Origin of the sequence: Chelonobacter oris, from assembly GCF_000772535.1 — a bacterium.
GTDB lineage: Bacteria > Pseudomonadota > Gammaproteobacteria > Enterobacterales > Pasteurellaceae > Chelonobacter > Chelonobacter oris.
On record NZ_JSUM01000018.1, the window covers coordinates 1 to 12,804 of the forward strand.

Below are 12,804 nucleotides of genomic sequence, written 5' to 3' on the forward strand. Positions count from 1 at the left end.
CTTTTTGTTGAGGGAAATTTTGATCAAAAATGGAAATAGTGCTTGAGATTTTTGCCGAATAACCCAATATAGAATTCATCAATCCCCCAATTATCGCAACAAAGAGAGATGAAATATGAGTGCACAACAAACCATGCAAGCACATATTCCGGTATTGCCATTACGTGATGTGGTGGTTTTTCCGTTTATGGTGATGCCTTTATTTGTGGGAAGGGAAAAATCGATTCAAAGTCTGGAAAAGGCGATGGAAAGCGGCAAGCAGCTGCTGCTGGTGGCACAAAAACAAGCGGAGCAAGAAGATCCGGGATACGATGATATTTATACCGTCGGCACGCTGGCCAATATTATTCAGCTGCTGAAATTGCCGGACGGCACGGTCAAAGTGCTGGTGGAAGGGCAAAAACGCGCCGCTATCGTTAAATTCCATGATGATGAAATGGCGGCGGATATTCAAATTATCGAGAGTATACGCGGTGACGAGCGTGAGCTGGAGGTAATCAAAAACAGCAGCCTTGAAGAGTTCGACTCTTATGTTCAACTGAACAAAAAAGTACAGCCGGAAGTCGTCAGCGCACTACGCAATATCGATGATCCCGAACGTTTGAGCGATACCATGTCGGCACATATGCCGATTGCGTTGGAAAACAAACAGGCGCTGCTGGAAAAATATAACGTGGTGGAACGTTTCGAATTCTTGATCGGCACGATGCAATCGGAGCTGGATATTTTACAGGTTGAGAAAAGAATCCGCAGCCGAGTGAAAAAGCAGATGGAAAAAAGCCAGCGTGATTACTACCTGAACGAGCAAATCAAGGCGATTCAAAAAGAGTTGGGCGAGCAGGACAGCCATAATGACGAAGTCGAACAGCTGCAACGGAAAATCGAAGAAGCGCGTATGCCGTCGGAAGTGCGGGAAAAAGCCGAGGCGGATTTGCAAAAGCTGCGTATGATGTCGCCGATGTCGGCGGAAGCGACGGTTGTCCGCAGCTATATCGAATGGCTGGTGCAAGTGCCTTGGCACAAACGAACCAAAGTGAAAAAGAATTTGGCAAACGCACAAAGTGTGTTGGACGCCGATCACTACGGTTTAGAACGGGTGAAAGAGCGGATTTTGGAATATCTGGCGGTACAAAGCCGTTTAAATCAGGTCAAAGGCCCGATTCTTTGTCTGGTCGGCCCGCCGGGGGTGGGGAAAACGTCATTGGGGCAGTCGATTGCGAATGCTACCGGACGCAAATATGTGCGCATGGCGTTGGGCGGTGTACGTGACGAAGCGGAAATTCGCGGTCATCGCAAAACCTATATCGGATCGTTGCCGGGCAAATTGATTCAGAAAATGTGTAAAGTCGGGGTCAAAAATCCGTTATTCCTGCTTGATGAGATTGATAAAATGTCCTCGGATATGCGTGGCGATCCCGCTTCTGCCTTGTTGGAAGTGTTGGATCCGGAGCAAAATACCGCCTTTAGCGATCACTATTTGGAAGTGGATTACGATTTGTCCGATGTGATGTTCGTTGCCACCTCGAACTCGATGAATATTCCGGCGCCGTTATTGGACAGAATGGAAGTGATTCGTCTGTCGGGTTACACCGAAGATGAAAAGCTGAATATCGCCAAACGTCACCTGCTTGCTAAACAGATGGAACGTAACGGCTTGAAAAAGGGAGAGCTGACCATTGAAGACGGCGCACTTTTGGGGATTATTCGTTTCTATACCCGTGAAGCCGGCGTTCGTTCGTTGGAGCGTGAAATTTCTAAAATTTGCCGCCGTGCAGTAAAAAATCTGCTGCTCGATAAATCGATTAAATCGCTGGTGGTCGATGCGGAAAATCTGCATGACTATTTGGGGGTGAAACGTTTTGAATACGGGCGTGCCGATACCGAAAACCGTATCGGGGAAGTGACCGGACTGGCATGGACCGAAGTGGGCGGCGACTTGCTTACGATCGAATCCGCATCGGTGATCGGCAAAGGCAAACTGAGCTACACCGGTTCCCTCGGCGATGTGATGAAAGAGTCCATTCAAGCGGCGATGACTGTGGTTCGTTCCCGTGCCGAACGTTTGGGTATCAATCCTGATTTTTATGAAAAACGGGATATTCATATCCACGTTCCCGAAGGGGCAACGCCGAAAGACGGCCCGAGTGCAGGGATTGCGATGTGCACCGCACTGGTTTCCGCACTGACCGGCAATCCGGTGCGTGCCGATGTAGCGATGACCGGTGAAATCACCTTGCGCGGCAAAGTGTTGCCGATTGGCGGTTTGAAAGAGAAATTGCTGGCGGCTCACCGTGGCGGGATTAAACTGGTCTTGATTCCGAAAGAGAATGTCAAAGATCTGGAAGAGATTCCGGAAAATGCCAAAGCACAGTTGGATATTCGTGCGGTGGAAACTATCGATGAAGTGCTGGCGTTAGCATTGCAAAATCCGCCGGAAGGTGTGCAAATGATCACGCCGAGCGTAGCCAAAGTGGAAAAAACCGTAGTAGCGGGTAAAAAACGCGGCGGCAAACCGCAATCGTCCCAAATTGTGAATTAATCTTATTTTTGTCCGAAAGCCAAATTCAGTGAGTTTGGCTTTTTCTTTTTTAATCTTGCCTGAACGGGGCAAACAGAATTATGCGTGCATAAACACAGGGTTTCACATATAATTCGGCAACATTCAGAATTAACAACAGGAAAATCAATTATGATGGAAAAACTGGGCAGCGGCGTAGGCGGCTTGATGTGGAAAATCGTATTTGTGCTGATTTCCGTTTCATTTGTATTGGGCGGGGTCGGGACTTATTTAGGCAGCTCCGTCAATAGCGCAGCCGCCACCGTGAACGGGGAAGAAGTCAGCCAACAGACTTTTCAATCGGCATTACAGCAGCAAACCCGTAATTTCAGCGATGAAATGGGATCGCAGTTCTCGCTTTTGATGGATTCGCCGGAGTTTGAAGCCCGCTTCAGACAAGACGTGCTGAACGGTTTGATCGATGAAGCGCTGTTGGGGCAATATTTGCAATCCCTCGGTCTGGCGGTTGGGGACGAGCAAATCAAGCGCGCGATTGTCAGCAGCCCGAATTTTCAGAAAGACGGCAAATTCGACAATGAACTGTATCAAAGCTTCTTGCGTTTTAACGGCATCAGTTCGGATTATTATGCACAAACCTTGCGTGCTTCAGTGGCGATGCAGCAGTTACAACAAGGACTGTTAGCTTCGGAAACCGTCAGCGAGGCGCAGCTGGCGCAATTGAGCAAACAAATTTTCCAGCGCCGCGAAGTGCGGTTGACGGCGTTTCCGTTAGCGGCGGAAATGGAAAAGCAGCAAGTCAGCGATCAGGAAATTGAACAGTATTACCGTGACAATCAATCGGCGTTTATGGTGCCGGAGCTGGTGAAAGTCGAGTATATTGATATTGCGCGGCCGGATATGGAAAAAAACATTCAGGTGAGTGATGTGGAAATCGCCCAATACTATCAGGATAACAAATCCCAATTCAGCGGCAGAACCAATCAGCATTTAGCGCATATTCAGGTGGCGGATCAGGCGTTGGCGCAAGAACTGTACCAACAGTTGCAAAACGGCGCCGATTTTGCCGAGCTGGCGAAGCAGTATTCGCAAGACAAACTGTCGGCAGTCAACGGCGGCGATTTAAGCTGGTCGAGTGAAGGGGCATTCCCTGAGGCATTTGAAAAAGCGGCTTATGCGACGGATGTGAATCAAATCAGTGAGCCGGTCAATGTCGACGGAGCTTACCATATCATTAAAGTGCTTGCCCGACAGCCGGGCGAAACTTTGCCGTTGGAGCAGGTGAGAAGCCGAATTATCGATACGATTCGTAACGAACTGACTTCAACAGCGTTCTTCCGTCTGGAAAAAGAAGCGGCGGAAAAAGCGTTTGAAAATCAGGCCTCGTTGGCGGATGTCGAAAAAGTTGTCGGCAAAGCGGCGCAGCAGAGCGATTATTTCTCACGGCAAGACGTGCCGACCGCACTTAACTTCTCAAATGTGGTATATAACATTTTCGATACCGATTTACTGCAAGGCGGCATGAATTCCGAAGCGATCAATGTGGGCGATCAACATTCGCTGATTGTTCGGGTGGTGGATCACAAGCCGGCGGGAAATAAAACACTGGAAGAAGCCAAAGCCGATATTGCGGCATTGCTGAAACGGCAAAAAGCGGAAAACGTCTTATCGGCAGAGAGCAAAAAACTGGCTGATGCACTCAATCAGGCGGAAAAACCGCAAGATATCGCTTGGCCGCAAGGCGTTGCACCGACACAGAACGCACAGACGTTTGTCTATGCCTCAATGCAAGACGCCCGCTTGCGTGAAGATCTGTTCTCAATGGCATCCGACGATAAAAACCAATATAAAGCCGTGCAGGATGATAAAGGCGATATTTATCTGGCACAGCTGATTAACGTAGAAGACGGCACAGCCGACAAAAACGAACAGCGTGCTTTGGCGATACGTTATTTGCAGGGCAAACAGTTGCAAACCTACAACAGCTTGATTCAGTCGTTACGTGAGCAGGCAAAGATCGAGATCAATCAGGATTTCATTCAGCAACGTAACGAGTATTAAATCCGTTTTTGTTGCCGAACGCTTTTATATCCCCGTCAAGTCGACGGGGATTTTTTATGTTGATAGACTGAGCGATCAACCGCTCAACTGAATACGAAAGTGCGGTATTTTCAGCATAAAGTATGTGAGATATCAACCAACAGCCAAAACCGTGTCGGGCAATAGAATATTAATTGGTTTTCAGTCCTATATTGTGACGAAAGTTATGCGGAATACCTCGAAAAAGGTATTTTTCTGATTTTTAAAATTACGGCTTTAGCGATATTCTTCGAAACCTTTCATCTTGTAATTAAATAACTTTTCTTAAGCTTTCCCATCATCACTTATCAGTGTCATCAGGTTTAAAGTGCGGTTAACATCAATATTTTTTGGTATTGTTGTTCTGTAAATCTTAATCTCATTGGACATAAATAATGATGTCTCGCATTGTTAACCGCTTGATTATTGTCAGATATGTCATTTAATGTTTAAAGTTGAGATTGTCACTCTTCGGTATTAAATGGATTGTTTTTTCTATTTATCAATAAATCAAATTAAATTAATAGGCTCTATTGCGACGCTTCCTCTGAATCTTTACACAAATGTGGCTTGATTTGAAGATTGATATATTGTTAAATACGCAACCTTAAAAATATAGCACAAATTTATTATTGTAAGTTTGCCTTTTTGTTAAATAAATACATCTTTAAACTAAAAAGAAATTGAGGGGAATATGAATAAAATTTATAAAGTGATCTGGAATAAAACATTAAACTGCTGGAATGTCACATCGGAATTAGGCAAGGCGCACGGAAAAGCCGCCGCTCAGGTTAGCCAAAGTGCGGTTGAAAGTAATCCGTTTTCAGATTTCTTTTTTAGTTTAAAGGTTTCAGCTATCGCCATTGCGATGGCGCTGTTTAGTGCCAATGCGGCGGCTTATGAAAGCTGGGGTAGCGGCAGAACAGGCGCTACCAATATCGTTATGGGTGGTGGTTCAACGACCAGAGCAAATGCAGTGGGAGATAATTCCACCATTATCGGTGCTAGCGCAAAAGGTATTGGGGCAATTGACGGTCGTGCAGAGGGCGCAACCGCTATTGGTTCAGGGGCTGAGGCGACCGGTGGAGCAACGGCGTTAGGCTGGAATGCTAAAGTGAGCGGTACGACAGGTGGTGTGGCGCTAGGAGCAGACACAAGAGTTTCGGGTTCAAACGCAATGGCGATGGGCTGGGCGGCTTCGGCAAGCGGTGATCGCGGAATTGCGATCGGCACCAGTTCAGGGGGGACGAATGCCACCGCATCTCAAGCCAATTCGGCAGATTCTATTGCGATCGGAACAGGGGCGGTTGCGGAAACTGCGGTGTCCAATACCACAAATCAGGGCGCCAATATCTCAATTGGTAAAGATGCTTATTCCAGCAATTATGGTGCGGCGGCACAAATTATTGCCAATCGTAACGGTTCCGGCGGCGATATGACTTTTCGTGGCCCGGATGGCGTGGGTACGACAACTCGAATTCAACCTTCCTCAGTGAGTATCGGTGAATATAGTGAAGCTTATTCAGGCTCAACTGCGGTGGGCTATAACAATATTGCCGGTACAAACAGTGCAAACGGCATGTCCGCCTTTGCTTTTGGTAACAGCAATGAGGCAACCAGCCCGTTTTCAATGGCAATGGGGTTAGGCAATAAATCAACCGGCGGTTCTTCTGTTGCCTTGGGTACGGCCAATACTGCATCGGGCGACACATCGATTGCTATCGGCCGCCAAGTCACCGCTTCCGGGAATTATTCAACCGCACTTGGGAATGTTGCCAGTGCAACCGGCAACAATGCCTTTGCCGTGGGGCATTCTTCCGAAGCGAGCGGATTGCGTTCCATTGCTATCGGTTCGACACTCTCACCAAACAATTCGTATAGCACCGGTACTGAAGCAAAAGGAACGGATGCGATTGCATTGGGTACTCAAGCTGTAGCGGTTCAAAAAGAAAGTATTGCTATCGGTAAGGATGTACGGGCAGACGGGCAGCAGTCTATTGCAATCGGTTCAACTAAATCCGATGGCGGAGGCCAAAATACACAAGCCTATACGAGTAATGCTATCGCAATTGGGGTCGGTGCGATAGCGGGTATCAACGGTGCGTCCGCTTCCAGCAATTCACAAAATACCGCCGTGGGCTACAATGCGAAAGCAACCGGACATCAATCGACCGCCATTGGTTCGGATACGCTTAGCTCAGGTAACTTCGCAACTGCACTGGGGATTGGTTCAGAAGCGACAGCAATGGGTGCAAGCGCCGTGGGTGGTGGTCAGGCTTCAGCGCAAGATGCGGTTGCGATTGGTGGATATTCACAAGCGACTGTTAATGACAGTATCGCATTAGGTTCGAGCAGCGTTGCCAACCGTGCCGCAGGACAAGCCGGTTTTAACACCGTGACCAACGCTTCCTCAACCAACACCAATTCAACATGGAAAGCGACAACAGCTGCGCTTTCTATTGGTTCAAATACCACTACCCGCCAAATCACCGGTGTTGCTGCCGGTTCGGCAGATACTGATGCCGTCAACGTAGCACAATTGAAAAATGCGCAAACGCATTACTATAGTGTGAACAGCGCCATTGCCGCAGCTGGTTCTAATTACAACAACGATGGTGCCACAGGCGTGAATGCGTTGGCGGCAGGCGTGAGTGCCAGTGCAACGCAAAAAGATGCAGTAGCAGTCGGTGCCAATGCCAAAGGAACCGGAGAGTCATCCGTTGCGATAGGCGCTGCCCAAGCGAATAGTGCTCATGCGATTGCAATCGGTACCTATTCAAATGTATCGGGGCAGAATTCGGTTGCGGTCGGTGTGCAAAACACCGTGGCTCAGGCGAATACGGTTGCTGTCGGCAGCAATATTACTACCAGCCAAGCAAACAGCGTGGTATTGGGCAATGCCTCAACCGATCGTGCGGCGACCGCTGAACCCTCTGCAACAGTGGGCGGCGTGACTTACAACGGCTTTGCCGGCCAAGGAAAGGCGGCAAACGGCGTGGTAAGCGTGGGCGCAGCCGGTAAAGAACGCCAAATCATCAACGTTGCCGCCGGCCAAATCAGCGCCGGCAGCACCGATGCCATCAACGGTAGCCAGCTGTATGCAGTGGCGAGCAAACCGATAACGTTTGCCGGCGACAGCGGCACGAATATCAACCGTAAATTGGGCGAAACCTTAAATATCAAGGGCGGTAATACCAGCACACTTACCGACAATAATATCGGCGTGGTTGCGGCGGATAATACGCTAACGGTCAAATTGGCTGAAACGGTAAATTTGGGCAGTAACGGCAGTGTTCAAACCGGCAATACCAAAATGGATAACACCGGCTTGACGATCACCAACGGTCCGAGCATGACCAATAACGGCATTGATGCAGGCAATAAGAAAATCACTAACGTGGCTGACGGCACTAGCCCAAACGATGCGGTTAATAAAAAGCAGCTGGATGAAGTAAAAACCGCAGCGGACAGCAAGCTGACGGATTTCAATGTGTTGGCAAACGCTGATCAAGTAAAAACCGTTAATAAAGACGACAACAGCATTGCTTTTGTTGACGGCAAGAACATTAAAGTCACCAATGATGGCGGTAAAGTAAAAATTTCAACCGCTGATGAGGTAACATTCGACAGTGTAACGATGAATAACAGCGGTAATGTTGCCGAGGGCGACAACAAAGCCGTCACCGGCGATACCGTCAGCAAAGCGATTGAAAGTGCGGTCAACGGCTTAAGCAAAACCGTCGTGGCGGCGGGCAATAATGTCACTGTAGGCGAACCGGCGACATCAGAAGACGGCAAAACCGTCACTTATACCGTCAACGCAGAAAAAACCACAGTCAGCGCCAAACAAAACGGCGGCTTGACTGCGACCGCAGGTGAAAAATCCGATAGCGGCGTAACCAATTATGAGATTGAATTGGCAGATACAACCAAAAACGATATTCAAGCCGGTAAAGAGGCAAAAGCAGAAGTTGATAAAGGCTTTAAAATTCAAGCGGATGCCGACACCACAGCGGATAAAAAATTAGGCGATACCGTTGCGGTGAAAGGTGACGGCAAAAATATCAGCACCGAATTAAGCAACGGTAATGTGGTTGTTAAATTGAATAGTGATTTGACCGACTTGAACAGCATTACCACCACCGGCGGCGTAAAGATCGCTAATGACGGTATCGATGCCGGCAATAAAACCATCACCAACGTTGCCGACGGTACGCAAAACAGTGATGCGGTCAATAAAGGGCAGTTGGATAAAGCGGTTCAAGAAGTTGCCGGCACGGTGAAAACGTCGAGTGTGAAAGCGGGCAATAATACCACGGTAACTTCGGTTGCTAACGGCAATAACACGGAGTATACCGTCAACGCAGAAAAAACCACAGTCAGCGCCAAACAAAACGGCGGCTTAGCGGTTGAAGCCGGTGATACATCGGCTGCGGGGGTGACCGATTATGCGATTAGTCTGGCGAAAGAGACACAAGACAAAATCGATAATGCCGCAATCGATATTGCCAAAGGTTTTAACCTTCAAGCCGATGGTGAGACAACGGCAAATAAAGCGTTAGGCGATACCATTGCGGTGAAAGGTGACGGCAAAAATATCAGCACCACACTGACGGACGGCAATGTAGTGGTGACATTGAGCGATAGCTTAACCGGTTTGAACAGCATTACCACCACCGGCGGCGTAAAGATCACTAATGACGGTATCAATGCCGGCAATAAAGCGATCGGCAATGTGGCAAGCGGCGGCACGACCGCAACCAACGCCGCCAATATCGGCGATGTCAATAAAGCGACGGCGGCGGCGAAAACCGAAGTGAAAGGCGGTACTAATGTTGCCGCAGTAACGAAAACAGAAGATGCCGCCGATGGTCATGCGATTTACACGGTCAATGCCGACGGCGCAGCCGTATCGGGATCAGATATGGTTACCGTCACCAAAGGTAACAAAGATAGTGATAACGTCACCGATTATAAAGTCGATCTGGCGCAAACCACCAAAGATGAGATTCAAAAAGGTGCAGATGCCGCCAAAGAAATTGCGGATAAAGGCTTAACCTTTAGCGGCGATACTGAAAAAAGTGCGGTTAAAAAACTGGGTGATGAAGTGGCGATTAGCGGCGACAGCAATATCACCACTGTTGCCAATACAAACGGTGTTCAAGTGAAATTGAACAGTGATTTGACCGGTTTGAACAGCATTACCACCACCGGCGGCGTTGTTATCAACGGTGACGGCATTAACGCCGGCGGCAACACGATTAGTCATGTAAAAGCCGCCGAAAACGGCACGGACGCCGTCAATAAAAATCAATTGGACGAGATGGCGAAAAGTATTACCGATAACGCCAAAACCGTCAGCGTAAAAGCGGGTAAAAATACGACGGTTACAGCAAACGTTGCCGGCAACAATACCGAATATACGATTGATGCGGAAAAAACCACGGTGACGGCGACGGCAGACAGCGGCTTAAGTGCGGTTGCTAAACCGGATGTAGCAACCGGCATTACCGATTATGCCGTCAGCTTGTCGCAAGCAAGCAAAGCCTCGTTGGAGAAAGCCGACAGTGCGTTGCAATCTTGGACGGCGCAAGTTAACGGCGCTGAAGCGAAAGTGGTCAGTCAAGACAACAACAGCGTGAATTTTGTTAATGGTGACAATATCGAAATCACCACTGAAAACGGTGCGATTAAAGTGGCGACCGCTAAAACGGCGACCTTTGACAACGTGACCATTAACAATGGCGGCAAGGTAGAAGAAGGCAGCAAAACAGCGGTTAACGGCGGTGATGTTTATACTGCGATCCAAAACAGCGAAGCGCAGTTTAAAGGTGATAATGCCGACGTTACGGTTAAACGCAACCCTAATCAGGTGTTGAGTATTACCGGCGGTGCAACGGGCGAAACGACGGCAAACAACCTCAAAACCATTGGCAATGCAGACGGTTCGATTGCGATTCAGTTGGCGAAAAATTTGACGGACTTGACTAGTGTGGCGACGCAAAGTATCAACGTTGGCGAGACGGTTAAAATTAACAAAGACGGAATTAATGCGGGCAATACCACGATCAGTGATGTTAAAGCGGGTGAAAATGATACTGATGCCGTCAATAAACAACAGTTGGATCAAGCGACGGCGGCGGCTAAGACCGATGTTAAAGCAGGTACAAATATAGCGACTGTTGAAACAACGGTCGGTGATAACGGTCAAACCGTTTACACCGTAAATGCCGAGGGTGCGACAGTGTCCGCCGCTTCGGAATCGCTCACCGTCACCTCAAGCAAAGAGGCCGCAACCAATGTGACGGATTATAAAGTTGATCTGGCGCAAACAACTAAAGCCGATATTCAAAAAGGCGCAGATGCCAAAGCGGCGGTCGACAGCAAAGGCTTAACGTTCACCGCCGACGGCACAGAAAAAAGTGCGGTTAAAAAACTGGGCGATGAAGTGGCGATTAGCGGTGATGACAATATCACCACAACGGCAAATACCGACGGCGTGAAAATCGCCTTAAACAAAAATGTTGACTTGGGGACGGACGGCAGCATTAAAGCCGGCGGCGTAACCATCGACAACAATGGTATTAACGCCGGTAATAAGGTGATCGCCAATGTAGCGGACGGCAACTTGAGCGCCGACAGCAAAGAGGCGGTTAACGGCAGTCAGTTGTTTGCAACTAATAATAATGTGACCAATAATGCGACGAATATTGCGAAAAATGCAGCGGATATCGTGACCAATGCCGGTAACATTACCAACCTGCAAAGCCAGACTTGGAAATTACAGGCAAACGGTGATGAAGCAAGTGCGGTTGCGGCAAGCGATACCGTTCAGTTTGAAAACGGCAGCAATATTACGATCAGCCGTAACGGCAATGACATCACCATCGCCACCGGCAGTACGCCGACATTCGACAGCGCCACTATCACCAACGGCGGCAATATTGCGGCAGACAGCACAAGTGCGGTCAACGGCGGCGATGTTTATAACGCCATTCAAGGCAGTGAGCAACAATTTACTGCCGACAACGGCGAAACCGTGATTAAACGCAAACCGACGGACGTTTTGACCCTGAAAGGCGGCGCAACGGAAAGCACCGCAAACAACATTCAAACCATTGCCGACACAGACGGCAGCATTGCAATCCAATTGGCGAAAAATGTCGATTTGGGCACCGACGGCAGCCTGAAAGTCGGTGATACCGGCGTCAATAATGCCGGCGTAACGATTAAATCCCCGACAACGACAAATGCGGAAAATACGGTTAGCCTGAGCAAAGACGGATTGAACAACGGCGGCAATAAAATTGCCAATGTGGCGGACGGTGTCGACGGCACGGATGCGGTGAATAAATCGCAGTTGGATAAAGCGGTTGAAAACATCACCGGATCGGCAAAAACAGTGAGTGTCAAAGCCGGTAACAACACGTCGGTCACTTCTGTTATTGACGGCAATAATACAGAATATACCGTCAATGCGGAGAAAACCACCGTCAGCACTGCCGAAGACAGCGGCTTGGTGGCAACGCCGACAGCCGATACGGCGAAAAATGTGACCGATTATGCGATTGGCTTCAGTCAGGCAACCAAAGATACGCTGGCAAAAGCCGATACCGCACTTCAATCTTGGACGGCGAATGTCAACGGTAACAAAGCCAAAGACGTTGACCAAAACAACAATGTCATCAATTTTGTTAATGGTGACAATATTGAAATTTCTGCCGAAGGCAATGGCGATATCAAGGTTTCGACCGCAAAAAATGCAACCTTCGACACGGTTACCGTCAATAACGGCGGAACAGTGGCTGACGGCAGCAAAACGGCCGTCAACGGCGGTGATGTTTATACTGCGATCCAAAATACCAATGCACAGTTTAAAGGCGATAACGACACGGTCATTACCCGCAAACCGAGCGAGATATTAAATATCAAGGGCGGTGCAACGGGGGATACGGCGGCAAACAACATTAAAACCACAGCCAATGCCGACGGTTCGATTGCCGTTGAATTGGCGAAAAACCTGAACGGTTTAGGTACGGTTTCGGCGGATAGTCTGAAAGTCGGCGATACCGTTGAAATCAGCAAAGACGGAATCGATGCCGGAAATAAAGTGATCAGCAATATTGCAGACGGTGTCGACGGCAAAGATGCGGTCAATAAAGGGCAATTGGACGCCTTGAAAAACGAAATCGCAGCCAGTGAGAAAAGTG

Annotated in this window: 3 protein-coding genes; all 3 read left to right on the forward strand. The window is 48.5% G+C overall.

Annotation, left to right across the window (positions count from 1 at the left end; all coding sequences use genetic code 11):
- Positions 1–115: 115 nt before the first annotated feature.
- The gene (lon, locus tag OA57_RS11130) at positions 116–2,539 is read left to right on the forward strand and encodes an endopeptidase La (RefSeq protein ID WP_034617842.1); all 2,424 of its coding nucleotides are present in this window, start codon (positions 116–118) and stop codon (positions 2,537–2,539) included.
- Between the two features lie 150 nt (positions 2,540–2,689).
- Positions 2,690–4,576, forward strand: coding sequence for a SurA N-terminal domain-containing protein (locus OA57_RS11135; RefSeq protein ID WP_052122482.1), 1,887 nt, complete (start codon positions 2,690–2,692; stop codon positions 4,574–4,576).
- A 712-nt stretch (positions 4,577–5,288) separates the two neighbouring features.
- Positions 5,289–12,804: ESPR-type extended signal peptide-containing protein (locus tag OA57_RS12645; RefSeq protein WP_034617844.1), on the forward strand; the 7,516-nt coding region annotated here is incomplete at its 3' end.

Excerpts from the sequence above, each read along its gene's own strand:
- lon (WP_034617842.1), top strand. The coding sequence starts at position 116 with ATGAGTGCACAACAAACCATGCAAGCACATATTCCGGTATTGCCATTA.
- OA57_RS11135 (WP_052122482.1), top strand. The coding sequence starts at position 2,690 with ATGATGGAAAAACTGGGCAGCGGCGTAGGCGGCTTGATGTGGAAAATC.